At 72.1% G+C, this 23,649-nt stretch carries 25 protein-coding genes and 1 pseudogene; 7 read left to right on the forward strand and 19 right to left on the reverse strand.

Annotation, left to right across the window (positions count from 1 at the left end; genetic code table 11):
- Positions 1-17 precede the first annotated feature (17 nt).
- Complete coding sequence (locus DMA15_RS03015; protein ID WP_125511100.1) at positions 18-695, reverse strand: L,D-transpeptidase; 678 nt, start codon at positions 693-695, stop codon at positions 18-20.
- A 120-nt stretch (positions 696-815) separates the two neighbouring features.
- On the opposite strand from DMA15_RS03015, the gene DMA15_RS03020 reads away from it, so the two are divergent.
- Together DMA15_RS03020 and DMA15_RS03025 are read left to right on the forward strand one after the other, a co-directional pair.
- Entirely contained in the window at positions 816-1,217 is a 402-nt protein-coding gene (locus DMA15_RS03020; protein WP_125511101.1) for a DUF779 domain-containing protein, read from the forward strand.
- A gap of 44 nt (positions 1,218-1,261) precedes the next feature.
- Positions 1,262-2,539 (forward strand): phosphodiester glycosidase family protein, encoded by a 1,278-nt coding sequence (locus DMA15_RS03025; RefSeq protein WP_125511102.1) that lies wholly within the window; start codon positions 1,262-1,264, stop codon positions 2,537-2,539.
- 22 nt (positions 2,540-2,561) lie between these two features.
- Here DMA15_RS03025 and DMA15_RS03030 read toward each other — a convergent pair whose 3' ends face one another.
- From DMA15_RS03030 to DMA15_RS03045, 4 genes and pseudogenes are all read right to left on the reverse strand, one after another.
- A complete protein-coding gene (locus DMA15_RS03030) occupies positions 2,562-4,091 on the reverse strand; it encodes a hypothetical protein (protein ID WP_240660151.1) in 1,530 nt (509 codons plus the stop codon).
- A gap of 113 nt (positions 4,092-4,204) precedes the next feature.
- Positions 4,205-4,399: a hypothetical protein gene (locus DMA15_RS03035; protein WP_125511104.1), complete on the reverse strand. Its 195-nt coding sequence runs from the start codon at positions 4,397-4,399 to the stop codon at positions 4,205-4,207.
- 130 nt (positions 4,400-4,529) lie between these two features.
- The gene (locus DMA15_RS03040) at positions 4,530-5,405 is read right to left on the reverse strand and encodes a phosphatidylinositol-specific phospholipase C/glycerophosphodiester phosphodiesterase family protein (protein ID WP_125511105.1); all 876 of its coding nucleotides are present in this window, start codon (positions 5,403-5,405) and stop codon (positions 4,530-4,532) included.
- 186 nt (positions 5,406-5,591) lie between these two features.
- A pseudogene (locus DMA15_RS03045) lies at positions 5,592-5,843 on the reverse strand (NAD(P)-dependent oxidoreductase); the annotation flags it as partial.
- Positions 5,844-5,881: 38 nt separating this feature from the next.
- Here DMA15_RS03045 and DMA15_RS03050 point away from each other — a divergent pair.
- Positions 5,882-6,379: a hypothetical protein gene (locus DMA15_RS03050; RefSeq protein ID WP_240659664.1), complete on the forward strand. Its 498-nt coding sequence runs from the start codon at positions 5,882-5,884 to the stop codon at positions 6,377-6,379.
- 40 nt (positions 6,380-6,419) lie between these two features.
- Here the strand turns inward: DMA15_RS03050 and DMA15_RS03055 are convergent, their stop codons facing one another.
- From DMA15_RS03055 to DMA15_RS03095, 9 genes are all read right to left on the reverse strand, one after another.
- Positions 6,420-7,079, reverse strand: coding sequence for an ATP-binding cassette domain-containing protein (locus DMA15_RS03055; protein WP_125511106.1), 660 nt, complete (start codon positions 7,077-7,079; stop codon positions 6,420-6,422).
- The gene (locus DMA15_RS03060) at positions 7,072-7,983 is read right to left on the reverse strand and encodes an ABC transporter ATP-binding protein (protein ID WP_125517240.1); all 912 of its coding nucleotides are present in this window, start codon (positions 7,981-7,983) and stop codon (positions 7,072-7,074) included. Before DMA15_RS03060 ends, DMA15_RS03055 begins: the two co-directional genes overlap by 8 nt.
- A gap of 44 nt (positions 7,984-8,027) precedes the next feature.
- Positions 8,028-8,894 carry an ABC transporter permease gene (locus DMA15_RS03065; protein ID WP_125511107.1) on the reverse strand — a complete coding sequence of 289 codons (867 nt, stop codon included), beginning with the start codon at positions 8,892-8,894 and terminating at the stop codon, positions 8,028-8,030.
- A complete protein-coding gene (locus DMA15_RS03070; RefSeq protein WP_125517243.1) occupies positions 8,887-9,852 on the reverse strand; it encodes an ABC transporter permease in 966 nt (321 codons plus the stop codon). Before DMA15_RS03070 ends, DMA15_RS03065 begins: the two co-directional genes overlap by 8 nt.
- 59 nt (positions 9,853-9,911) lie before the next feature.
- Positions 9,912-11,504 (reverse strand): ABC transporter substrate-binding protein, encoded by a 1,593-nt coding sequence (locus DMA15_RS03075; RefSeq protein ID WP_125511108.1) that lies wholly within the window; start codon positions 11,502-11,504, stop codon positions 9,912-9,914.
- 100 nt (positions 11,505-11,604) lie between these two features.
- Complete coding sequence (locus tag DMA15_RS03080; protein WP_125511109.1) at positions 11,605-12,714, reverse strand: acyl-CoA dehydrogenase family protein; 1,110 nt, start codon at positions 12,712-12,714, stop codon at positions 11,605-11,607.
- Complete coding sequence (locus tag DMA15_RS03085) at positions 12,711-13,898, reverse strand: acyl-CoA dehydrogenase family protein (RefSeq protein ID WP_125511110.1); 1,188 nt, start codon at positions 13,896-13,898, stop codon at positions 12,711-12,713. The genes DMA15_RS03080 and DMA15_RS03085 overlap by 4 nt, the downstream gene beginning before the upstream one ends.
- On the reverse strand, positions 13,895-14,863 hold the full coding sequence (locus DMA15_RS03090; RefSeq protein ID WP_125511111.1) for an NADPH:quinone oxidoreductase family protein: 969 nt from the start codon (positions 14,861-14,863) through the stop codon (positions 13,895-13,897). The genes DMA15_RS03085 and DMA15_RS03090 overlap by 4 nt, the downstream gene beginning before the upstream one ends.
- A gap of 74 nt (positions 14,864-14,937) precedes the next feature.
- Positions 14,938-15,552, reverse strand: a complete 615-nt coding sequence (locus DMA15_RS03095) for an XRE family transcriptional regulator (protein WP_240659665.1) — start codon at positions 15,550-15,552, stop codon at positions 14,938-14,940.
- Between the two features lie 157 nt (positions 15,553-15,709).
- Here DMA15_RS03095 and DMA15_RS03100 point away from each other — a divergent pair, with 157 nt between their 5' ends.
- Both DMA15_RS03100 and DMA15_RS03105 read left to right on the forward strand, forming a co-directional pair.
- Positions 15,710-16,726 (forward strand): NAD(P)/FAD-dependent oxidoreductase, encoded by a 1,017-nt coding sequence (locus DMA15_RS03100; RefSeq protein ID WP_125511112.1) that lies wholly within the window; start codon positions 15,710-15,712, stop codon positions 16,724-16,726.
- Positions 16,727-16,870: 144 nt separating this feature from the next.
- Positions 16,871-17,248: a hypothetical protein gene (locus tag DMA15_RS03105; protein WP_240659666.1), complete on the forward strand. Its 378-nt coding sequence runs from the start codon at positions 16,871-16,873 to the stop codon at positions 17,246-17,248.
- Positions 17,249-17,346: 98 nt separating this feature from the next.
- Here the strand turns inward: DMA15_RS03105 and DMA15_RS03110 are convergent, their stop codons facing one another.
- Genes DMA15_RS03110 through DMA15_RS03120 form a run of 3 tightly spaced genes read right to left on the reverse strand, consistent with a single transcriptional unit; the run spans position 17,347 to position 19,724 of the window.
- The gene (locus tag DMA15_RS03110; protein WP_125511113.1) at positions 17,347-18,141 is read right to left on the reverse strand and encodes a MerR family transcriptional regulator; all 795 of its coding nucleotides are present in this window, start codon (positions 18,139-18,141) and stop codon (positions 17,347-17,349) included.
- Positions 18,142-18,156: 15 nt separating this feature from the next.
- Entirely contained in the window at positions 18,157-18,918 is a 762-nt protein-coding gene (locus tag DMA15_RS03115) for an ABC transporter permease (protein ID WP_125511114.1), read from the reverse strand.
- Complete coding sequence (locus DMA15_RS03120) at positions 18,915-19,724, reverse strand: ABC transporter ATP-binding protein (RefSeq protein WP_125511115.1); 810 nt, start codon at positions 19,722-19,724, stop codon at positions 18,915-18,917. The genes DMA15_RS03115 and DMA15_RS03120 overlap by 4 nt, the downstream gene beginning before the upstream one ends.
- A gap of 132 nt (positions 19,725-19,856) precedes the next feature.
- Here DMA15_RS03120 and DMA15_RS03125 point away from each other — a divergent pair, with 132 nt between their 5' ends.
- Positions 19,857-20,588 carry a VWA domain-containing protein gene (locus DMA15_RS03125; protein WP_125511116.1) on the forward strand — a complete coding sequence of 244 codons (732 nt, stop codon included), beginning with the start codon at positions 19,857-19,859 and terminating at the stop codon, positions 20,586-20,588.
- 39 nt (positions 20,589-20,627) lie between these two features.
- Positions 20,628-21,560, forward strand: coding sequence for an SDR family oxidoreductase (locus DMA15_RS03130; protein ID WP_206302645.1), 933 nt, complete (start codon positions 20,628-20,630; stop codon positions 21,558-21,560).
- A gap of 369 nt (positions 21,561-21,929) precedes the next feature.
- Here the strand turns inward: DMA15_RS03130 and DMA15_RS03135 are convergent, their stop codons facing one another.
- On the reverse strand, positions 21,930-22,763 hold the full coding sequence (locus tag DMA15_RS03135) for an enoyl-CoA hydratase/isomerase family protein (RefSeq protein WP_125511117.1): 834 nt from the start codon (positions 22,761-22,763) through the stop codon (positions 21,930-21,932).
- A gap of 65 nt (positions 22,764-22,828) precedes the next feature.
- Positions 22,829-23,596 (reverse strand): PIG-L deacetylase family protein, encoded by a 768-nt coding sequence (locus DMA15_RS03140; RefSeq protein ID WP_125511118.1) that lies wholly within the window; start codon positions 23,594-23,596, stop codon positions 22,829-22,831.
- Positions 23,597-23,649 lie beyond the last annotated feature (53 nt).

Here is a 23,649-nt window from a genome sequence, read left to right on the forward strand (position 1 = left end):
ACCGGGCACCGGCGGTGTCAGCCGCCCGTGCCCGGTTTCGTCCCCCAGATGAACAGGTGGTCGTCCTTCTTCAGGAGCCCGTACAGCCGCTCGGCGTCGCCCAGGGCGAGGTTCACACAGCCGCCCGAGCCGGAGGAGAAGAGGTCCGAGCGGGTGCCGTGCAGGGCCTGGCCGCCGTCGAAGAACTGCGCGAACGGCATCGGGACGCGGTAGAGGGAGGAGAAGTGGTCGCGGCTCTTCCAGTAGACGCGGTGCCAGCCGCGCCGGGTCTCCAGTCCGTCGCGGCCGCTGCGGACCGGCACGGGGGCGAAGACCAGCTTGCGTCCGGTCTGCGTCCACAGGATCTGCCGGGTCAGGTCCACGCAGGTGACGCGGTACGACCTGGCCGGGCACCCGCGCCGCTCGGCGGGGTCACGCCGGATCCGGTCGGCGAGGACGAACCGGTAGGTGCGCAGGGAGGCGTGCCCGTCCGCCGGGCGGATGCCGAGGCGCTGTTGCAGGCTCCGGATGGCCTCGCAGTCGGCCGGCGACTGCCGCCCGTCGACCGGGAGGCCCACCTCGCGCTCCAGTTCGCGCTGGTAGGGGCCGGTGGCCGCGTCGCACGGCGGCACGGGGGCCGAGGTCCCGGCCGCGGCCAGGGCCGGGGAGGGAACGGCCAGGGAGAGGGCGGCGATCGATGAGAGGACCCAACGCATCGCCCCAGCTTCACCGCCGCGCTGCCGTATGCGCGGCGACACGACCCGACAATCCCACGAATGGCCCGCGCCCTTTCGCGTGCAACCCTCTTGCAACGTGCCGAGGGGCAGGGTCGTGCCATGGACAGCCATGAGAGCAAGGCCGACGCGCCCCGCGTGGAGCTGACCGCCGCGGCCGCGCGGCTCCTGCGGCGACTGCGGGAGGCGCACGGGCCGCTGATGTTCCATCAGTCCGGCGGCTGCTGCGACGGCAGCGCGCCCATGTGCTACCCGGCGGGCGAGTTCCGTACCGGCGACTCCGACATACCGCTCGCGTCGCTGACCGTGGATGGCGTGGCGGAGCCCATAACCTTCTGGATGTCGAGGAGCCAGTACGAAGTGTGGAGCCACACCCGGCTGATCGTGGACGTCGTGCCCGGGCGGGGCAGCGGCTTCTCGCTGGAGGCGCCGGAGGGCGTACGTTTCCTTATCCGTTCCCGGCTGGTCGGGGCAGCGCCACCGGCCTCTGGTGAACTCCGCTGACCGCTGGGACAGTTGGTGGCCCGGCCGACCCCAGGGGGGAATCTGTGACACGGCAGACGCAGCACGGCGGACGGTTCAGAACGGCCCTCGCCCTCATCTCCACGCTCGGCACGCTGGCCGGTGCGGCTCTCACGGGAGCGGCACCGGCCAGCGGCGCCGTCGGGGAGGACGGGCGGGCGGCGGCCACGAGGATCGCGCCGGGTGTCGAGTACCGCCACTTCGACATCCCGGCCTCGCGCGGCACCGCCCGCGCCCATGTGCTCGACGTCGACCTGCGCGATCCGCGCACCCGTGTCGGCCTGCTCTATCCGGGCAAGGTGGCCGCACGCGCACCCGTCTCCGCGCTCGCGGACGGCGTGGGCGCGGTCGGCGGGATCAACGGCGACTTCTTCAACATCACCGAGACCCAGCACCCCGGCGTCGAGGCGACCGGCGCGCCCGTCGGCCCGATGGTCGCGAACGGCCGCCCGCTGAAGGCCGCCGTTCCCGACGGGCAGCGCTTCGGGCCCGCCATGCCGCCGGGCGTCACCACCCGGGCCGTTCTCGGGGTGGGGGCCGACCGCCGGGCGCGCCTGGACGATCTCGCCCTGGACGGGGAGGTCCGTACCCGGCAGACCCGGCTCCCCCTGGGCGGGCTCAACCAGTACGCGCTGCCGGTGGGTTCCGTCGGCGCGTTCACCAGCGACTGGGGCGCCGTCTCGCGGGTGCGCGCCACATGCGGCACGGACACCAGCCGCGGCGCGCCCTGCAGTGCGGACACCCACGAGGTGACGGTCCGCCACGGGCGTGTCGTGGAGTCGGCCGGCACACCGGGCAGCGGCCCGATCACCCGCGACACCACGGTCCTCGTCGGGCGTGAGGCGGGCGCGCAGGAGCTGCGGAAGCTGTCGGCGGGCGACCGGGTGCAGGTCAGGCACCGCCTGGTGGCCGCCGGTTCGCGTGTTCCCTTCCGCTTCGCGCTCGGCGGCTACCCCGTACTGAGGAACGGCGCGCCGCTGCCCGGTCTCGACCCCACCACGTCGGCGGTGCGCACCGCGGCCGGGATCGCCGACGGTGGCAGGCGGCTGGTGCTGCTCTCCCTCGACGGCTCCCCGGAGTTCCGCACGGGCCTGACGATCGCCGAAGTGGCGCAGACCTTGCGGGGGCTGGGCGCGACCGAGGGCTTCAGCCTGGACGGCGGCGGCTCCTCCACCCTGGTCTCGGCCACGTCGACGCTGGTCGCGCGGGCCCCGGGGGCCGAGGCCGTGACCGTGCGCAACAACCCGAGCGGCGGGGTGGAGCGCCCGGTGCCCAACGGCATCGGCGTCTTCTCCCGGGCGTGACGGCTCCCCGCCCCCTAGGGGGTCACTCGGTGTCCCGCACCGCCACCAGGCCGTTGAAGACACCCACGTAGGCCGTGCCGTCGGGGCCCAGGGTCACGGGCGCCCAGTTGTTGTCGTACGCGATACCCGTACCGGCGAGCCGCTTCCACTTGGTGTCGCCGGTGCGGAAGTCGACCGCGGTGAGGTACCAGGCGTCGATGCCGAGGCTGTTGGGCTCCTTGGTGTAGAAGTACAACAGGCCGTTGGCGGTGGAGAGTTTGGGCACGGTGGACGGGGCGCGCACGTCGCTCTCCCAGACCGTGTCGCAACCGCTGCCGTCCTCGCGCACGTCGATCCGGCTGACGCCGCCGACGACGCTGCGGCCGAAGGTGAGCGAGGTGATGTTCTCGTAGCCGTAGTTGTTCTCGACGACGAGGCTGTCGCCCCAGGTGATCAGCGAGTTGTCGGTGGTGGAGGCGCCGGGGCCGAAGACGGGCACCTTGCAGACGAGCCGCTTGCCGTCCGGCACGTCGGCGCCGCGCCGGTAGACGAGGACGTTCATGCGGTCGTCGGCGTTGTCGGTGATCGCCACGTACTCGTCGCGGGCGCCGAAGAGGTCGGGGGTGGTGCCCGAACCCTGGTTCACCGAGCCGGGTTTGGTGCCGGAACCGCGGTCGTACGTCTCGCGCCAGATCACCTCCGGTGTGCCGTCGGGGGCGGCGCGGAAGCTGTAGAGGGCGTGGTCGGAGACGATGGAGACACCGTCCTCCGCGACCGAGAAGGAGTTCTGGATCTCCTCGCCGTCGAGGCGCACGGACCGGATGGCGCCGGACGCGGGGTCGACGGTGCCGACGCGCCCTTGTCGCGTCACCCACCAGATGCGCCCCTCCCAGTCCGGCATCACGGAGGTGACCGGGTCGCATTCGCCGCTCGGGTAGAGATTCGACCAGGTCACGCAGTCATGCGGAACGTGCGCCGTCAGGTCCCACTCCTTGTCGACGACGAAGCGCCACCCTCCGTCCTCGGTCCGCTCGTGCGCGAGCCGGACGATGTGCTGCCGGGAGTCGGCGAGGACGAGCCGGTCCTTGTGGTCGAGGTAGGAGTAGGCGCCGCCCGAGGTGTCCTTGAAGATCTTGGAGAAGTCCAGGCGGGTGAGGGCCTCGACCGTCGAGGGCCGCTGGGGCAGCTTGTACTCGGCGAGCGTCTCCAGCGTCCTGGGGTCGAGCAGCTTGACCAGGAAGCCGGTGAAGGTGCCGCAGACGGTGACGATGCGGCCGTCGCGGTCGAAGGTGACGGTCGCGCACTCGCCGCCGAGCGCCGCCATCTTCTCGCTGTCGACCGCCGGCCGCTTCCCGAGCGGCCCGCTCCAGGGGTATGTGCCGCTGCCCGCCGCGTCGGCGTGCATGCCGCTGCGGCCGTTGGCGGCGAGGTACGGGTGCTGGGGCGGCGGGGTGCCGGGCAGCGGCTGGGCGGCGGCGGGCGCGCCCTCGTAACTCTTGACGAGCCGGTGGCCGGGCGCTTTGGGGATGTCGTCGGCGTACGCGGGGACGGCGAGGGAGACGGTCAGGGCCATGACGCTGGCGGTGACGAGGCGGCGCGCTCTGCTGGGCATGCGCCGAAACTAGGGCGAGCCTCCTGAAGTGTCCATGAAACAGCGTCAGTTGTTCATGAACCCGCAAGGAACGGTCATGGCCGGATTCCGCTGACGATGTCGGCGGTGGCCGTCAGGCCGTCCTGGATGGTCGGCGCCATGCTCGTGCCCGCCAGGTAGAAGCCCAGCAGCAGACAGACGACGGCGTGCGAGATCTTGAGTGCTCCGTTGCGCAGAAAGACCACCGCAAGGATCACGAGCAGCAGCACGACAGAGATCGAAACGGCCATGGGAAGTACCTCCTCCGCCACGCGGGAACCGCGGCTTCCGGCCGTCAGTTTGGCGCAGCGGAGGGGGCGTCCGGGTCTCTGACCTGTGCTCCGAACGGGTTCTACTTGCGCGGAGGTTGATCCGCGAAGATCATCCGCGGCGGGGGTCGAGGAAGGCTTCGAGCCCCGCGAGGTCATCAGTGTTGAGGTGGTCGACACCGGCGGCGAGCAGTTCGCCCCAGACCGCGTCGCGCTGCGGGCCCGGCAGATCGGGCGTCGCCCAGAAGCGGACGCGCTGCCCGCGCTTGTGGGCCGAGGAGACGATGCCGCGCAGCTTGGCGCGCTCGGCCGCGGGGATCGGGCCTGTGCCCTGCCAGCTGAAGTTGAGCGACCAGCTGTCGCTGATCAGCGGGATGAACGAGGCGGGCGCCGCGGTCCCGAGGTCAGTGAGGCGGCCGTCGTAGAAGGCGTGCCGCACCTTCTGCGCCTCCATCGGGGCGCGGGCCGCGCGGTGGCCGGAGACGACGGCCGTAACCGCGGAGCGGCGCACCTTTCCGTGGGCGTACGTCGTGAACAGGTGGCGGTAGGGCCGCAGATGGCGGTGGAGCGCGGCGTACGTGGCGGCGCCCTCGGTCTTGATGTCGATGAGGAGCTGGAAGGGCGTGCGGTGGTATCCCCGGTACACGGAGCCGTGGTGGGCGCGCACGCGGGCCGCGAGCGGGTCCAGGTAGAGGGATTCGAGGGTGCGGGAGGGGTCGAGGTCGACCGGGTCGTGGGCGACCAGGAGCTGTCCGTCGACGAGGAAGATGTCGGCCTCGACGCTGTGGAAGCGGTGGGCGAGGGCGTCGAGGAGCGGTCGGGGGTGTTCGTAGTCGTTGTGGGCGTGGGCGTGGATCAGGGGGCGGGGGCGCGGGGGACGCGGGTGGTGGCCGCGCTCGCCCGCCTGGGCGTGGGCGGGCAGCGCGACGCTGCCCGCGAGGGCGGCGCCGAGGGTGGTGAGGGCTCTGCGACGGGTGGTGAGGGCCATGTCTGCCTCCCGGGGGCGAGTGTGGGCGGGGCGCGGGGCGCGTCTCGGCGTGTCGAGGCGCGCCCGGGGGTGCGGCGATGAGCGGAGCCTCAGTGAGTATGCGGCTCCGCACGCTTCAGGACACCCTGCCGGTCCGGGAGTTGGCGTGATCGTCGCCGGGCGTTCACGCCTGCCGGTGACGGGCGTTCACGCCTGCCCGGTGAACACCTCCGGGTTCGCGCAGTGCGCCGGAACCTCGCCGCGCAGGAAGCGGCCGACCTCGCCCGCCACGATCCGGGCCGCCTTGTGCGCGACCTCCTGGCCGGCGCCCGCGATGTGCGGGGTCATGACGATGCCGGGCGTCTTCAGGAGGCGTGAACCGGCGGGGACGGGCTCTTGGGGGTAGACGTCGAAGGCGGCGCCGGAGAGCTGCCCGGCGTCCAGGGCGTCACAGACCGACGAAGCAACGCCTCGCCCGCGCCGCCGCGCGGGAGTTGGTGCCGGGGCAGACGGTACTGCTCGACGACAGCACGACCTGCCTGCACCTGACGCGCCTGTTCACCGAGCGCACCCCGCTGACGGTGATCACCAACTCGCTGCCCGCGATCACGGCGCTCGCGAGGGAACCGGGCATCTCCCTGATCGCCCTCGGGGGCAGCTACTTCCCCGCGTACAACGCCTTCATGGGGCTGCACACCGCGGACAGCGTCGAGGCGTTCCGGGCGGACGTGCTCTTCATGTCGACGACCGCCGTGACGCGCGGCCGCTGCTACCACACGTCACCGGAGACGGTGCAGGTGAAGCGGGCGATGATGGCGGCGGCCACGCGCCGGGTCCTGCTCGCCGACCACACCAAGTTCGCCAGGGACGGCCTGTACGCGCTGGCTCCGCTGTCGGAGTTCGACCTGCTGGTGGTGGACGACGCTCTCGCGCCCGAGGAGGTGGCGGCGGTCCGCCGGGGAGGGACGGACGTCCGGGTGATCCCCCGCGCGTGAGGAGGACCGCGCCCCCGAAGGGCGCGGCCGGCCTGGCGCCCTACCCGGCCACCAGCTCCTCCCACCGCACGGTGCGATCACACCACCGCTCAAGCAGCACCCGGTCATGGCCGACGGCCAGCATCCCCGCCCCGGACTCCCGCCGGTACTCCTCCACGACGTGGACAAGCGCCGCCGTCGTGGAGGCGTCGAGCATCGCCGTCATCTCGTCGCAGACGAGCCACCGCGGCCGCAGCACCAGCGCCCGTGCCAGACAGGCCCGCTGCAACTGACCGTCGCTGACTTCGTGCGGCCGCCGCCCCATGAGGTCCTTGCCGAGACCGACGCGGGCCGCCAGCTCCGGCACGAGGTCCGCGACCTCGGAGGAGCGGCCCACCGCCCGCAACGGCTCCGCGACGAGATCCCGGAGCGCCAGCCGGGGATCGGCGGAGAGCCGCGGCTGCTGGAAGACGACCCCGAAGGCCGTCCGCTGCTCGCGCGGGGCCCGGTGCCGCCAGCCCCGCGCCACCTCGCCGTCGATGACGAGCTGCCCGGCGTCGGGCCGGTGCAGCAGCGCCGCGACCCGCGCCAGCGTCGACTTGCCGCAGCCGCTGGGGCCGAGCAGGCCGACGGACTCACCGGGTGCGAGGGTGAGGTCCACGGAGCGGAAGACCGGGGCGCGCCGGTCGTATCCGGCGGTGATGGCGCGCAGTTCAAGCACGGGGCGCCTCCAGCACGTCCGCGTGGGGGTGGTGGCAGGCGGCCCCGCCGGTGAGCGCGGGCACGGTGGCGCACGCCGTGTCGGCCCGTGCGCAGCGGGCCGCGAACGCACACCCCTCGGGGAGCGCGGTCAGCTCGGGCGGCATGCCGGGGATGGGCGTGAACTCCCGCTCGGGCAGGGCGTTCAGGAGTCCTCGGGCGTAGGGGTGGCGGGGCCCGCGCGTGCCGAAGAAGTCGTCGGCCGCGGCGATCTCGACGACGCGGCTCGCGTACATCACGGCGACGCGGTCGGCGATGCGTTCGGCGGCCGCGAGGTCGTGGGTGATCAGGAGCAGCGCGCGGTCTTCCCCGACGTGCCGGCGCAGCTCGTCGACGGTGCGGTCCACGAGGTCGCGGTCGAGGCCGGTGGTGGGTTCGTCGGCGAGCAGCAGCGGCGCGTCGCCGACGAGGGCGAGCGCGGTGGCGGCGCGCTGGGCGAGGCCTCCGGACAGCTCGTGGGGGTAGCGGTCGAGGTGTCCCGCGGGGAACGCGGCGCGCTCGGCGGCCGTTTCGGCGGCGGCCCGCAGCCCCGGCCCGCGCACCCCGGCCAGCTCGCGCAGGGTCTCCTCCAGCTGGGAGCGCACGGTCCGTACGGGCGTCAGATGGGCGGCGGGGCTCTGCGGTACGAGGCCGACGCGCCGCCCGCGCACGGTGCGGGCCAGCGTGCGCTCGTCGGCGGTGAGCAGGTCGGTGTCGCCGAGGAGCGCCGAGCCGGAGGTCTGCGCGTTCTGCGGAAGCAGCCCGAGCAGCGCGGAGGCGAGCACGGACTTGCCGCAGCCGCTCTCGCCGACCAGGGCGAGGCACTCCCCCGCCGCGAGGTCGAAGGTGGCGTCGGTGACGGCGGAGACATGGGTGCCGCCGCGCATGCGGAAGCGTACGGACAGACCCTTGACGGAGAGGACGGGGACCGTCACAGCATCAGCTCCGATCGGCGCCGGGGGTTGATCCGCTCCCGCCAGGCGCCCGCGAGGCCCGCGATGGCCAGGGTGGGCACGATGATGAACAGGCCGGGGAAGAGCGTGGGCCACCAGTCGCCCGCGAGGAGCGAGCCGCGCGCGCTCTGCACGAGCGTGCCGAGGCTGGCCTGGTGGGTGGGCAGGCCGAGGCCGAGGAAGGAGAGCGCGGACTCGTGCCAGATGGCGTGCGGCACCATCAGGACGGCGGCGAGCCCGGCCTGCGGCAGGACGCCGGGGAGCAGGTGCCGCACCGCGACGCGCAGGCGTGAGGCGCCGCCGGAGATCGCCGCGTCGACGTAGGGCCGCGAGCGCAGGGACAGCACCTCGGCACGCACGATGCGGGCGGTGGAGAGCCAGTGCGTGAGCGCCACGGAGACGACGACCGGCCATACGCCGGGCCGGAACATCGCCACGATGAAGATGCCGAGGAGCAGGTGCGGCACGGACGAGAAGATGTCGACGAGCCGCATCACGATCCGGTCCACCCAGCCCCCGGAGGCGGCGGCGAGGGCGCCCACGGCGGTGCCGATGACGGTGGCGACGACCGCCGCGACGACACCGACCAGCAGCGAGACCCGCAGCCCGTAGACGCAGCGCAGCAGGAGGTCACGGCCGACGTCGTCGGTGCCGAAGGGGTGTGCGAGCGACGGCGGCCGGAGCTTGGCCGCCAGGTCGACGGCCTGCTCGTCGAGGTTGACGAGGGGCGGCACGACGAGGACGGCGAGGACGACCGCGGCGACGATCACCGCGGAAGTACGCACCCGCCACGCGCGCGTGGAGCGACGTACGCCCCCGTGGGCGCGCCAGACGATGTCAGCCATCGAAACCCACCCTCGGATCGGCGAGGCCGTACAGCAGGTCGGCCACGAGGTTGCCGAGCAGCACCGCGGCCGTGGCGAGCGCGGTCAACGCGGCGAGCAGCGGGAAGTCCACGGAGGTCGCGGCCTGCACGGTGGCCGCCGCGATGCCGGGCCAGCTGAAGACGGTCTCCACCAGGAGCGCCCCGGTGATGAGTTCGGGCACGCGGGAGCCGATGAGCGTGAGCACCGGCAGCATGCCGGAGCGCAGGGCGTGCCCGAGCAGGACGGTGCGTTCGGCGAGGCCACGCGCGCGTGCCCCGCGCACGGGGTCGTCACCGAGCGCGTCGCCGACGCCTTGACGTACGTACAGGACGAACCACGGCAGCTGCGAGACCGCCAGCACTCCGGCGGGCAGCACGAGGTGGCTCGCGACCTGGCCCGCGGTCACGGCGGAGCTTGCCGTGTCGGTCAGGCCGCCCGAGGGCAGGACGCCCAGCTTCAGCGCGAACAGCCAGACGGCGAGCAGACCGAGCCAGAACGGCGGCGCCGCCTCCAGCGTGTACGCGAGCGAGGTCACCGCCCGGTCGACCCAGCCGCCGGGGCGGCGCGCGGCGAGGACGCCGAGTGCCGTGCCGAGCAGGATCGCGACGAGGAACGCGGTGGCGGCGAGCAGCACCGACCAGCCCACGCGCTCGCCGATGACGTCCGCGACGGGCTGGCGCAGCGTGCTGGAGTCGCCGAGGTCGCCGGTGAGGGCCGAGGTCAGCCACTCCCACCAGCGGGCGGCCAGCGGCCGGTCGACGCCGAGGTTGGCGCGCAGCTGGTCGAGGTTGTCCTGCGAGGCGGTGAGCCCGGCCGTGCCCGCGTACGCCTTGACGGGGTCGAACGGCGAGGCCGCGGCGATGGCGAAGACGCCGAAGGTGACGACGAGCAGGACGGGCACGGCGAACAGGGCCCGCCGTCCCGCCAGGCGCGCCATCGGCCCCCAGGGGAGCCGGCGTGCGGCCCGCTTCCCCTGGGCGCCGGATATCGCGGAGGTCACTTGGCCGGCTGCCAGTCCTCGACGTTCCACCAGGGGCCGGACGCGAGGCCGTGGTCGTGCGGCTCGACCTGCGTGCTCAGGTCGCCGAAGCGCTTGTCGACGACGTAGAGGTGGTCGATGTGCGTGAGGAAGGTGTAGCCGGGGTTCTTCACCAGCTCGCGCTGGATGGTGTCGTAGGCGGCCTGGCGCTTGGCGTGGTCGCCGCTCTTGCGGGCGTCCTCCAGGGCCTGGTCGACCTTCTTGTTGTCGTAGTGCGCCATGTTGTTGAAGCCGTCGCCCGCGAGGGAGGACTTCAGGAGCGTGTACTGGTCGAAGTCGGGGTCGGCCGGGGAGCCGCCGCCCGCGAGGACGGCGTCCTTGGGCATGCGGGGCTCGATCACCTCCCACGTGCCGGACTGCACCTCGACCTTGATGCCGAGCTTCTTGGCGTCGGAGGCGTAGGCGAGGGCGTGGTCCTGGCGGAGCTTGTCGCCGGAGAGGTACCAGAGCGGGAACTTCGCCTGGACGCCGTCCTTCTCGCGGATGCCGTCCTTGCCCGGCTTCCACCCGGCGTCGTCGAGGATCTTCTTCGCCTTGGCGGCGTCGAACTTCCGCTCGGTGCCCTTGGTGAACCAGGGGCTGTCGGTCGGGACCGGGCCGTAGGCCTCCTTGCCGGCGCCGTCCAGGATCGAGTCGACCATGGCCTTGCGGTTCACGCCGACGTCGAGGGCGCGGCGGATGCCGGTGTCGCCCGCGACCTTGTTGCCGGTGGGCAGGGTGACGACGCGGTAGTCGAAGGTCCTGGCGGCGTACGTCTTCTTGCCGTTGTCGTCCTCGTACTTCTTCGCGAGGTTCGGCGGCAGGATCGCGCCGTCCAGCTCACCGGCGTCGAGCCGGGTCGCGCGCACGTCGTCGTCCTTGATGATCGCCATCGTGAAGTTCTTGATCTTCGGCGTGCCGCCCCAGTAGTCGGGGTTCGCCTTGAAGGTCAGCTTCTCGCCCTTGGACCACTTGACCAGTTCGTAGGGGCCCGTACCGACCGGCTTGGTGGTGAAGGAGCCGGTGTTCACGTCCTGCTTGCCCGCGACGTGCTCGGGGGCGATGGGCAGGACGGTCCGCTCGGCGAACGGCGCGTAGGGGTACTTGAGGTGGAAGACGACCGTGTCGTCGCCCTTCGCCTCGACGCTCTTGACGGCGTCCAGCTCGGTCTTGGAGGCGTTGTTGGTCTTCTTGTCCAGGATCGTCTCGTAGGTGAAGACGACGTCCTTGGCGGAGAAGGGCTTCCCGTCGCTGAACTTGACGCCCTCGCGCAGCTTGTACGTGTAGGTCTTTCCGTCGTCGGTGACCTTGGGCAGGTCGGCGGCGAGGGCGGGCCGCAGCTTCATGTCGGCGTCGTGCGTGAGCAGCCCGTCGAAGATCTTCGAGTTGCCGTCCTTGCCGTAGCCGAGGAGCGGGCTGAGGGTCTCGGGCTCGTACGCGATGCCGACCACCGCCGAATCCTTGGCGCCTCCGGCACTGCCGTCGCCCGGCGCCGAGCAGGCGGAGGCGGCCACCGCTATCGCGATGGCCGCCGCCACGCCGCCCGTGCCCCGTATCGATCGGGCCCTCATGCTCCACACCCCTACTGAAGATCAAGCGTTATTGCGAACGGCTCGCAATTATGCCTTACACAGTAGGGGCCGCAGGTCGGGGTGGAGTCGGGGCCGCAGGTCAGGGCGCTGGGAGCGCGACCAGACCGGCCAGCGCCTCGCGGTGGGCGCCCGCCGTGCCGTAGGCGATCGCGTCCGCCTTGGCGCGCTTCAGGTAGAGGTGGACGGGGTGCTCCCAGGTCATGCCGATGCCGCCGTGCAGCTGCACGGCCTCCTCGGCGGCGCGCACGGCCACCGGCGCCGCGTAGGCCTGCGCCAGCGCCGCGGCCAGGTGGGGCTCGTCACCGCCGGTGGCCAGCGCGTCGGCGGCGTGGCGGGCGGCGGCGCGGGTGTTCACGACCTCCAGCCACAGCTGGGCGAGGCGGTGCTTGAGCGCCTGGAAGGAGCCGATGGGCCGGTTGAACTGGTGCCGCTCCTTCACATACCGGACCGTCTCGGTCAGGCACCACTCGGCGATGCCGAGCTGCTCGGAGGCGAGCAACGCGGCACCGGCCCGCAGGGCGCGGCGTACGGCCGTCTCCGCGTCCGGCGTGAGCGCACGCGCGCGTGCCGCGTCGAAGGTGACCGTGGCGAGCGGGCGGGTGAGGTCGAGGGAGGTGCGCGGGGTGACGGTGACGCCGTCCTGGGCGGTGTCGACCGCGTAGAGCCCGCCGTCCGCCCCGTCCGACCCGGCGACCGGGACGAGCAGCACATCGGCGCCGACCGCGTCCGCGATGCCGGTCAACTCTCCGTGCAGGGCACCCCCTTCATGTCGTACGCCCTTGAAGGGGGCGCCCGGCGCGGCGGCGAGGCTCACGGCGAGGGCGCCGACCGTGCGTCCGGCGGCGAGCGCGCCGAGCAGTTCGGCCGCTTCGGGCCCCTCGCAGGCGAGCAGCGCTTCCGTGGCGACGACGGCACTGGTGAGGTAGGGCACGGGCGCCACCGCGCGGCCCAGCTCCTCCAGGACCACGGCCGCCTCGCGGTGGGTGGCTCCCTGGCCGCCCAGCTCCTCGGGCACGAGGAGGCCCGCGAGACCCATGCCTTCGCCGAGCGCCTTCCACAGTTCCCGGTCGTGCGGGGTGCCGGTCTCGACGCGGGCGAGGACGGCCGGGGCGTCGCAGCGGTCGGCGAGCAGGTCGCGCACCGCGGAGCGCAGTGCCTCTTCCTCTTCGGAGTAGAGCAGGTCAGTCATCGCGCGAGGTCCTTCCAGGCGACGTCCTTGTCGGTGCGCGGCTCGGACGGCAGGCCCAGGACGCGCTCGGCGACGATGTTCAGCAGGACCTCGCTGGTCCCGCCCTCGATGCTGTTGCCCTTGGAGCGCAGATAGCGGTAGCCCGCGTCACGGCCCGTGAAGTCGACGAGTTCGGGCCTGCGCATCGTCCAGTCGTCGTACAACAGCCCCTCCTCGCCGCGGAGTTCGACCTCAAGGCCGCTGATCTCCTGGTTGAGGCGGGCGAAGCCGAGCTTCATGCCGGAGCCCTCGGGGCCGGGCTGCCCCGCCACGAGCTGCTGGCGCAGGCGCTCGCCGGTGAGCCGGGCCACCTCGGCGTCGACCCAGAGCTTCATGAGCCGCTGGTGGAGGTCGTGGGTGCGCAGCTCGGGGCGTTCGCGCCAGGCCTTGGCGACGGGGCCGATCATGCCGCCCTCGCGCGGGATGCGCATGCCGCCGATGGAGACGCGCTCGTTCATGAGCGTGGTCTGGGCGACCTTCCAGCCCTCGCCGACCGCGCCGAGGCGGTGCGCGTCGGGGATGCGCACGTCGGTGAGGAACACCTCGTTGAACTCGGCCTCGCCGGTGATCTGGCGCAGCGGCCGCACCTCGACGCCCGGGTCGGTCATGTCGCACACGAAGTACGTGATGCCGCGGTGCTTGGGCTGCTCCGGGTCGGTGCGGGCGATGAGGATGGCCCAGCGTGCGCTGTGGGCGCTGGACGTCCACACCTTCTGACCGTTGACGATCCAGTCGCCGCTCGCCTCGTCGCGGACGGCGCGCGTGCCGAGCGCGGCGAGGTCGGATCCGGCGCCCGGCTCGCTGAAGAGCTGGCACCACACCTCCTCGCCGGTCCACAGCGGCCGCAGGAAGCGGCGCTTCTGCTCCTCGGTGCCGAAGCCGAGGACGGTCGGCGCGGCCATGCCGAGGCCGATGCCGATCCGGCGCGGGTCGTTGTCGGGCGCGCCCGCGGCCTCCAGTTCGGCGTCGACGACGGCTTGCAGGGAGCGGGGCGCGCCGAGGCCGCCCAGGCCCTCGGGGTAGTGCACCCAGGCGAGCCCTGCGTCGAAGCGGGCCTTGAGGAAGTCGGCGCGGTCGGTGCTCGCGGGCGGGTGCGCGGCGAGGAACTCGCTTGTGCGGGTGCGCAGTTCGGCGGCGTCGGTCATGCGGCACCGTCCTGCGGCAGGACGGCCACGCGTCCGGTGGTGACGCCGTCGGCGACGCGCTGCACGGCAGCGGCGGCACCGGACATCGGCACGCACTCGCTCACCAGGGGCTTGATGGCGCCCTTGGTGGCGAGTTCGGTCAGCTCGTCGTGGCAACGCGCGATCGCACGCGGGTCCTTGGTGTTGTACAGGCCCCAATGCAGGCCCATGATCGAGTAGTTCTTCACCAGGGCGTGGTTGAGCGCGGGCGAGGGGATGGCGCCGCTCGCGAAGCCGACGACCACGATGCGGCCCTCGAAGGCCACGCACTTGGCGGACTTCGCGTACGCGTCACCGCCCACGGGGTCGTAGATCACATCGGCGCCGCGGCCGCCGGTGGCCTCCTTCACGGCGGCGACGACGTCATCGGCGCGGCGGTCGATGACGAGGTCGCAGCCCAGCTCGCGCGCGACCTCCGCCTTGTCGGCGCCGCCGACGACGCCGATGACCTTGGCGCCCGCGGCCTTGCCGAGCTGTACGGCGGCGCTGCCGACGCCGCCCGCGGCCGCGTGCACGAGCAGGGTCTCGCCCTCCTGGAGGTGCGCGCGCCGGTGCAGGCCGAACCACCCGGTCTGGTAGCCGATGTGGAGCGCGGCGGCCTCGGCGTCGTCCAGCGCGTCGGGCGCGGGCAGCAGGGCGGCGGCGTCCGCGACGGCGTACTCGGCGAAGCCGCCGTACGGCAGCGCCGGGTTGGCGATCACGCGCCGCCCGTCCTCGGTCTCGCCGCAGATCTCCACGCCGGGCGTGAAGGGCAGCGGGGGCCTGACCTGGTAGTGGCCGCGGCAGAGCAGCGCGTCCGGGAAGTTGATGTTCGCGGCGCGGACCTTCAGGAGCAGCTGCCCCTCGCCCGGCTCCGGGCGGTCCACCTCCGCGAGGCGCATCACCTCGCCCGGCTCGCCGTTCTCGTGCACTTGCCATGCCTGCATGCGGGGCCTCCACGGGGCTGTCGTAGACCGTGCTCGTTCCGCATACTAAGCGGTCGCTTGCCCCGAGGGAACCGTCAGTCGCCCTTCTCCTTCCGCGAGGGGCGCGCCCGTACGTGCATGCGCTCGCCCTGCGGCCCGAAGAGGCTCAGGAACTCGGCCCCGCCCTCGCTGGTGGCCCCGAACCAGTGCGGCACGCGCGTGTCGAACTCCGCCGCCTCACCCGGGCCGAGCAGCACATCGTGGTCGCCGAGGATCAGCCGCAGCTTCCCGGAGAGGACGTACAGCCACTCGTACCCCTCGTGCGTCTGCGGGTCCGGGGCCGGGGAGGTGCGGGCGGGCTCGATCACCTTGTACGCCTGGAGGCCGCCGGGCTGGCGGGTGAGCGGCAGCATGGTGCGGCCGTGCCGCACGATCGGCTTGGCCCGCACACGCGGGTCGCCGACGGGCGGGGCTCCCACCAGCTCGTCCAGGGGGACCTGGTGGGCACGGGCGATGGGGAGCAGCAGTTCGAGGCTGGGCTTGCGGTTGCCGGACTCCAGGCGGGAGAGGGTACTGACCGAGATGCCGGTGGCGGCGGAGAGCCCGGCGAGGGTGGCGCCGCGCTCCTTGCGGATGCGGCGCAGCCGGGGGCCGACCTCGGTGAGGACCTGGTCCATCTCTTGCGGTACGACGTCCGTCTCTTCGCTCATGGCTCCATCATGGCGTACTTCTTGCGGGATCGGCAAAGCGGCTTGTCACTTTCGCAGTGCTGGGGCGATCGTCGGGAGGTACCGGGAGCGGGGTGCCCGCGAGGTCCCGACGGATCCCGAGAGGTCCCGAGAGATACAGCGATGAGAGGGGAACCAGATGTACGACGCATACGACGTAGTGGTCATCGGAGGCGGCGCGGCGGGCCTGAGCGCGGGGCTCGTGCTCGGCAGATCGCGGCGGCGGGTCCTCGTCGTCGACGCGGGCGAGCCGCGCAACGCGCTCGCCGCGCACATGCAGGGCTATCTGTCGCGGGACGGCATGCCGCCCGCCGAGTTCCTCGCCGAGGGGCGGCGGGAGCTGGAGCGGTACGGGGTGGAGATGGTCCCGGGCCGGGTCGCGGAGGTGGCGGCGGACGGCGACGGGGAGTTCGATGTGCGGCTCGCGGACGGCGGGGCGGTGCGCGCGCGCCGGATCGTCATGGCCACCGGCCTGGTGGACGAGATCCCCCCGGTGCCGGGGGTCGCCGAGCGCTGGGGCCGCGATGTGCTGCACTGCCCGTACTGCCACGGCTGGGAGGTGCGGGACCAGGCCTTCGGCGTCCTCGCCCCGGAGCCGTTCAACAGCCATCAGGCGCTGCTCCTCACCCAGTGGTCCAAGGATGTGACCCTCTTCCTGCACACCGTGCGGGAGTTGCCGGACGCGGAGTGGGAGCGCCTCGCGGCGGCCGGGGTCTCGGTGGTGGAGGGCGAGGTCGCGGGCCTGGAGACGGAGGACGACCGGCTGACGGGCGTGCGGCTCGCGGACGGCCGGGTCTTCCCCCGCTCGGTCCTGTTCATCAGCGCGAAGCCGGTGCCCCGCGACAATCTGCTGACCGCGCTCGGCGCGCGGACCAGGGAAACGCCGGCCGGCCCGTACCCGGCCGTCGACGAGGCGGGCCGCACCACCGTCCCCGGCGTCTGGGCGGTCGGCAACGCGGCGGGCCCCACGGAACAGGTGATCAACGCGGCGTCCGCGGGCTACCGGGCGGGCCTCCTGATCAACGCCGAGCTGGTCATGGCGGACATCGAGACGGAGGTCGGGCGGCGCAGGGCGGGAGTCTTCTCGCCCCGGGTGGAGGCCGAGGTGGCACGGACGGTGGCGAAGGGCGGTCGGGGGCATGGGTTCGGGGGGTAGGGCGGGGGGTTCATGGAGGCAGGGGCGGGTCCGGCGCTGCCGCGCGGTTCCTCACCGCGGGTTTCGTGTGGTTGCCCGCGTGGTTCCCTGCGGCGCTGGTAAGGATGCCAGGGCGCCAGCCTGCGGCGCGGAGAGGCCGGGGACATGCTGCTGCCGCTGACACATGGGAAGACCGAGCTCATCGAGGTCGTCCGCATCACCGATCCTGCCAGGCACCTCGGTTCGCAGGACCTGGTGGGCGACACTGCCGCAATCTGGGCTGGTGACCAAGCCCAGCAGGCTCTGTCTCTGATCGCCGACCTTCCAGGCGGTGAGCTGTACCGTTGCTTCCTCCCAGGCTGGGGCATCCGGGCGCACGACTCCACCGATCAGCTCTTCGAGATCGCCTTCTGCTTCCGCTGTCACGGCGCCCGCGTCTGGGGGCCGGACCTTCCTGTCGAACAACAAGCCCAGACCTTCGACGCGCAGAGCCCTGCCGCAATGGAACTGCTCCGCCGCTTTCGCTCCTGCTTGCCGGACTGAAGTGCGGGACCCAGACCACTCGTGATCGGTGCTGACGGTCCGTTGGCTGATGAGGCGGTCGGGGTTTACGGGGCGGGGCCAGCGTCGGTGACCTGCCTTCAAGCTGGCGGCAGCTCAGTGTTGAGCCTGTCGGCCGGCACTCGCTCGATGCGGGTCCAGCCCCTCCAGCCCCGCTCCTCCAGGATCTCCAGCAGCCGCGCGGCGTGCGGTGAGGACTCGACCATGGTTGAGTCCAGCAGGTCGACGAACTGGTCGTCGATGCCGTCGTCGGCACCCGCCTCGCCGGCCTCCACCGCGCGCACCATCAAGCGCTCCATGAGGTCGGCGACCTCGACGATCCGCGGATCGTCGGCCGGCCAGTCGAGTGCCCCGCTGAGAAGGCTGTAGAGCTTCACCGTGCCGGGGTCGTCCAGCTCCTCGTGCTTCTTGGCGATCACGGCGTCGATCGCATGCGGCACCTGGGCGGCGATCATGATCCAGGCGTCCCGCTCCATCTCGATGTACCGCTCCTCAACGCCGAGACCGCGCAGCCGGTCGAGGTAGTCCACGACGCTCTGCGGAAGCGCCAGGTGCTCCCCGGCGGCGAGCCTGGCGAGCCGGCTGCGCGTGTCCTGCAACCGCCGGATCTCGGCGCGCAGGGCCTTGTCGATCTCCTGGACGCCGTCGGCGAACTCCTCCGGGTCGGCGGCGAGGAGTTCCTGCACCCGGGCCAGCGGCACGCCGGAGTCCGCGAGTGTGCGGATCCGGATCAGCCGCACGACCGCGGCGGCGTCATAGGTCCGGTACCCGGACCGGTCGCGCTCGGGCTCCGGCAGCAGCCCGATCTTGTGGTAGTGACGTACCGCCCGCACCGTCACCCCGGCGTACGCCGCCAGTCGGCTGATCGTGAGCATGGGTCTCAGACTGCCTCAGGCGATCTTCCGGCGGTAGGCGGCCATCGCGAAGACGTACGCCACGACGAGGAGGCCGACGCACCACGCGAGGGCGGTCCAGATGTCGTCACCGACCGGCTGCTGGGCGAACAGCGCGCGGATCGTGTTGACGATCGACGTCACCGGCTGGTGCTCGGCGAACCAGCGCACCGGCCCTGGCATCGTCCTCGTGGGCACGAACGCCGAACTGACGAACGGCAGGAAGATGAGCGGGTAGGCGAACGCGCCCGCTCCCTCGACCGACGACGCGGAGAGCCCGGGGATCACGGCGAGCCAGGTCAGCGCCAGCGTGAACAGGAGCAGGATGCCGGCGACCGCGAGCCACGCCGACACCCCTGCCCCGGAGCGGAAGCCCATGAGCAGGGCGACACCCATGACGAGCACGAGAGAGATCAGGTTGGCGACCAGAGAGGTGACGACGTGGGCCCACAGCACACCCGACCGAGCGATCGGCATGGACTGGAAACGTTCGAAGATCCCGCTCTGCACATCGGTGAACAGCCGGTACGCGGTGTAGGAGATGCCTGAGGCGATGGTCATGAGCAGGATGCCGGGCAGCATGTAGTTCACATACGAAACCGACCCCGTATCGATGGCGCCGCCGAACACGTAGACGAACATCAACATCATCGCGACCGGCGTGATGGCGGTCGTGATGATGGTGTCCACGCTGCGTGTGACATGGCGCAGGGTCCGCCCCGTGAGCGCGACTGTGTCATTGAAGAAGTACGCGGTCATCGCCGTCCCCCGGTTGTCGTGCCAGTGGCGTCGCTCTTGTCGTCGCCCCCGATGACCGCGAGGAAGATCTCCTCCAGAGTCGGCTGCTTCTCGACGTACTCGACCTTGGCGGGTGGGAAGAGCTGCTTGAGTTCGGCGAGGGTGCCGTTCACGATGATCCGACCCTGGTGGAGGATCGCGATCCGGTCGGCCAGTTGCTCGGCCTCGTCCAGGTACTGCGTGGTCAGCAGTACCGTCGTTCCACAGCCGGCAAGCTCCTTGACCGCATTCCACACCTCGATGCGCGCCTCGGGGTCAAGACCGGCCGTGGGCTCATCCAGGAAGACCACCGGTGAATCCCCGATGAGGCTCATCGCGATGTCCAGGCGGCGGCGCATCCCACCCGAATACGTGGACACTCTCCGCGCGCCCGCCTCGCTCAGCGAGAAACGCCTCAGCAGGTCATCCGCGATCGCGCCGGGGTCCTTGAGGTGGCGCAGCCTGGCGACGAGCGCGAGGTTCTCCCGACCGCTGAGGATCTCGTCGACGGCCGCGAACTGCCCGGTCAGACTGATGGACTCCCGCACGTTCGCCGGTCGCGTGGCGACGTCGAAGCCGTTGACGCTCGCCGTCCCCGCGTCGGCCTTCAGAAGTGTGGCGAGGATCCTCACGGTCGTGGTCTTGCCCGCCCCGTTGGAACCGAGCAGGGCGAAGATGCTGCCCGGCGCCACGTCGAAGTCCACACCGCTCAGCACTTCGCGCTTCCCGTACGACTTCTTGAGGCCTTGCACGCGAATCGCCGGACCGGCGATCGATGGGGCTTTCATGGTCATCTGCCTCCCTCGCAAAGTTGTTCCGGGCGACTGCGCGGAACGACTCACGGAACGATGGAGGGTTGACCCAGCGTCAAGGTCAAGCGGGGGTCAGAAACAAAGTGGTCGGAACGGGATGGGGATCTGATGATGGTCGGTGGGTCTGCGGTCAGTCTGGACAAGGTGGAGGCGCAGGCGCCTGGTCTGGTTTCGCTGTACAAGTCCGCTGCGGTCAGTCTGCGGAAGCACGACCTGGTGGGCGCACGTGCCGCGGTCCATCTGGTTCTTGACCGGTCCGGTTCGATGCGGCCCTTCTACAAGGACGGCACGGTCCAGCATCTGGCAGAGCAGGTTCTCTCGCTCTCCGCGCATCTGGACGATGACGCGGTGGTGCCGGTGACGTTCTTCTCCACCGACGTCGATGGGACAGCCGATCTGGGTCTGGACGGCTACCGGGGCCGGATCGAGAAGCTGCACGCCTCACTGGGGCACATGGGCCGCACGAACTACCACTGGGCGATGGACGCGGTCTTGGATCACTACCTCGCCAGGGGGAGTACCGCACCGGCCCTGGTGATCTTCCAGACCGATGGCGGGCCCACCAGCAAGGCCGCAGCCGAGCAGTTCCTGCGCAAGGCGTCGCACCTGCCGTTGTTCTGGCAGTTCATCGGCTTCGGTGACCCGGAGGACAACGAGTTCACCTTCCTCCACAGGCTCGACGAACTGGCTGTCCCGGCGAAGCGCCTGGTCGACAATGCCGGGTTCTTCCCGGCGGGTACAGACCCTCGCGCGCTGAGCGACGCCGTTCTGTACGACGAACTGCTGCGCGAGTACCCGCATTGGCTGGCCGCCGCCCGCGCGCACGGAATCGTGCGATGACCATGGTGGTTTCGTCTCGCACGCGGTATCGATGCCCGCATGGCTGACGAGAACGCACCGCCCGGCAAGGCCCTGCCGGGGCTGCCCGGCCCTCCCCCGCCGGGCGCGAGCGCGCTGCCGCCGGGTACGTACGACGGCACGGTCGTCCTGGTCACGGGTGGCGGGACGGGCCTCGGCAAGGCGATCGCGGCGGAGTTCGCGCGGCTCGGCGCGGACCTGGTGATCGCGAGCCGCAAGGAGGACCGGCTGAAGGCGGCGCGGGACGAACTCGCGGCGCTGGGCGGTCGCGTGACGGCAGCGGTATGCGACATCAGGGACCCGGGCCGGGTCGCCGAGGCCTTCGACGCGGCGGGCGAGGCGTACGGTCTGCCCGACGTCCTGGTGAACAACGCGGCCGCGAACTTCCCCGTGCCCGCCGAGGACATGTCGCCGGGCGCCTGGAGCGCGGTCGTCGACACCACCCTCACCGGCACATTCCTCATGACGCGCGAGTTCGGCCGCCGCCACCTCGCCGCGGGCACCCCCGGGGCGATCATCGACGTCGGGGCGTCGTACGCGTGGACGGGCGGGCCGGGCTTCGCGCACAGCGCGGCGGCCAAGGCGGGCGTGAAGAGCCTGGTGGAGACCCTGGCCGTGGAGTGGGGCCCGTACGGAATCCAGGTCAACGGCCTGGTGCCGGGGCTGATGCCGCACGGCGACATGACGGCAGAGATCCGGGGCAACCTCGACCGGGCGCGGGGCGTCCACGACCACCGCCCCGCCGACGACATGTCCGCCCGCCAGCCCGCCCTCCGCGTCGGCCTCCCCCGCGAACTGGGCTGGGCCGCCACCTTCCTGGCCTCCCCCTACGCCCGCTTCATCACGGGCCACACCCTGGTGGTGGACGGCGCCAACTGGCAACGCCGAGGCGTCGTCAGCCCACCGGTGACGACGGTCCGGGAGCAGCTGGGGAGGGGCCGATTCGAGGGCTGACCGAAGCGGGAGGAGCACCCGCCGCACAAGCACCGGAGCACGCAAAGCCCCGGCCGCTGCCCTGCTGCCCCGGCCCGACCGAAAGCGCGGCCCAGCCACTCAGCCGAGCGGAAAGACACGACGTCGCCCCCCAGGCGGACTACCACACGAACTCCCAGCCCCGACCACCCCACCGAGCTGCCCAACGCGCGGAACCCCACAGCCTCGCCGCTCCGCCCAGCCAGCCACCACGCGAAACCCACAACCCGATGCCCCACCGAGCCGGTCAGCGCGCGGGGCTCACCACCCGCCCCCGAACCCCCAGCCCGCACCAGGCCCACCCGGTCACCCCGGCGCCGACCCTACGGCCAGTCCAAGCCCGCCGCCCGCTCACCTCCCCTCGAACGACGCCCTCCGCCCCTCCCCCCTCGCCCCGTACCCCTCCCGGGAGTCCTCCGAGGTGAGCGTGATCGCCGCGTTCATCGCCACGCGGTCCAGCGCCCCCGCCATCCCCGCGTCGGCGTACGCGTCGATGCCCCGTTTGATGCCCTGCACGGCGAGCGGGGCGTTCGCGGCGATCTCGGTCGCCAGTGCATGCGCCGCCTTCGCCAACTCTGCCCGCGGAACCACCTGTTGGAGCAGGCCCAGCCGTTCCGCCGTGGCCGCGTCGACGCGGCGGCCGGTGAGGGCGAGGTATTTGGCCCACCCCGCGCCCGCCTCGCGCGCGATGCGCAGGTCGCCGCCCGCGTCGACCGCGACGCCCACCTGCGCCTCGGGGAGCGCGAACACCGCGTCGTCCGCCGCGATCCGCACGTCCGCCATGAGCGCCAGCTCGAAGCCGAAGCCCAGGCAGTACCCCTGGACGGCCGCGACCACCGGCTGCGGAAGCCCGGCGAAGTTCCGGAAGCGTTCGTGGGCCCAGCGCACACCCTCGTACGTACGGTGGACGCGTTCCGCACCGGAGCGGCCCGTGATCGTGCCGCCCGGCGCGGTGAGGTCGATGCCCGCGCAGAACGCCCGGCCCTCGGCACACAGCAGGACCACCCTGATCGAGTCGTCGAAGCGGATCCGGTCGGCGAACAGGCCCAGTTGCCGCGTGGACTCCCAGCTCCACGCGTTGAGCTTGCGGGGGCGGCAGAGGGTGAGGACGCCGAGTCCGTCCTCGACGTCGAGGCGCAGCCGCTCCTCGCCCGCCGGGATGTCCCTGCTGATGGTGTCGATCATCTTCCGGGCTCCCCACTTCTGATGGGGCGTCAGGGTAGAGGTGTGAGCCCGCCTTCTGAAGGGCCTCAGCGGGCGAAGACCTCGAAGCCCACGGCCGGCCTGCCGCCGAAGCGCGGCGCCAGCGCCTCGGCGTTACCGGTCAGGAACTCACGGCAGTACTTCTCGGGGTCCTCGTCCGTCAACGCCTCGATGTACGTGCGGTGTTCGAGGAGCGAGGCCACCGAGCGGTCGAGGCCCGCCGAGGCGTCCGCCGCGTGCGTGGGCGTCGACGAACCGGCGACGGCGACCCACCGCACGCCGTTCCAGGGCTCAAGGCCCTGCTCGGCGATGAGCTCGGGGAAGATCCAGCGGTTGCCCGCGTCCGCCGCGGCATCGAGCGTGGCCCGGCCCACCGCCACGTGGTCGGGGGTGTTCCAGGCGACGCCGCCCCACGTGTCGCGGTGGTTGAGCGTGATGACCAGCTCGGGCCGGTGCCTGCGGATCGCGGCGGCGATGTCGCGGCGCAGCGCCGTGCCGTACTCGATGACGCCGTCCCTGTGGTCCAGGAACTCCACCGTGTCCACGCCGACGACGGCCGCGCTCGCCCGCTGCTCGCGCTCGCGCAGCGGGGCGCAGGTGGCCGGTTCGATCGAGTCGATGCCCGCTTCGCCGCGGCTCGCCAGGAGGTACGCGACGTCACGGCCGCCGTCCGTCCAGCCGGCGATCGCCGCCGCGCACCCGTACTCCAGGTCGTCGGGGTGCGCGACGACAGCGAGGGCGCGCTGCCAGTCCTCGGGCATGGGGGTGAGCTGGGCGGGCGCTGCGGCCCCGGCCGCGGTGTGCGAATCGGTCATGCCCCGCAGCCTAACCTCGGCCTCCGACAAGGAGTTGACAGCATCTCAACGAG

The sequence above is a fragment of the Streptomyces sp. WAC 01529 genome (genome assembly GCF_003945545.1).
GTDB classification, from domain to species: Bacteria; Actinomycetota; Actinomycetes; order Streptomycetales; family Streptomycetaceae; genus Streptomyces; species Streptomyces anatolicus.